The organism is Roseomonas chloroacetimidivorans (assembly GCF_049629625.1).
Taxonomy (GTDB): Bacteria; Pseudomonadota; Alphaproteobacteria; order Acetobacterales; family Acetobacteraceae; genus Roseomonas; species Roseomonas chloroacetimidivorans.
In genome coordinates, this window is record NZ_JBNBZS010000320.1 from 1 (window position 1) to 570 (window position 570).

Consider the following 570-nt stretch of genomic DNA (forward strand, 5'->3'; position numbering starts at 1 on the left):
TCATGGTGTTCAAGCTCGTCATGGCCGCGGCCAAGACCTGGCGCAGGCTGAAGGGCGAGAACCAGTTGCCCAAGCTCATCCAGGGCGTCACATTCAAGAACGGCGTCGAGGTCACCAACACGCCAGCACAGAACGCCGCCTGATCACCGCGTCACCCAAATTCCCGCATAGCTCCGCAGCGGCGCCACGGCAGGATTCCGAGGTGGCTGCGTCAGCCCCTACACGCGCACCGAAGAAGCGCCCCCCTGGCTTGGGAAGATAGCGCCGAATCATGGCCTTTGGCCAGCAGTGCTAATAACAACCGCCTTGGTCGCTGAATCGGGTGTGATTCCGCCAGCGTCACAGGCGTAACTCGCTCCTTCCGGTAGTCGCCTGGGAAGTTGGAATGGCGTTGGCGATCACGCGACAGGACCGGTCGACGGCCGAACTCCGGAAGTCGGCGGCTAGGAGACCGTCCGGGTAACCCCATTTCGAGCTGACGCTTGGGGGCGTTGAGCGGCGCTCATGGCGCGCCCTTCCAGCGCGGGTTAGCCTGTTGCTGCCCTGGCGAGCTTGGTGAGGTTGTGGGCG

1 pseudogene is annotated in these 570 nt (G+C 63.9%); it reads left to right on the forward strand.

Annotation, left to right across the window (positions count from 1 at the left end):
* Positions 1–143: pseudogene (locus ACO1BU_RS37715) on the forward strand (IS256 family transposase); the annotation flags it as partial.
* Between the last annotated feature and the right edge of the window lie 427 nt (positions 144–570).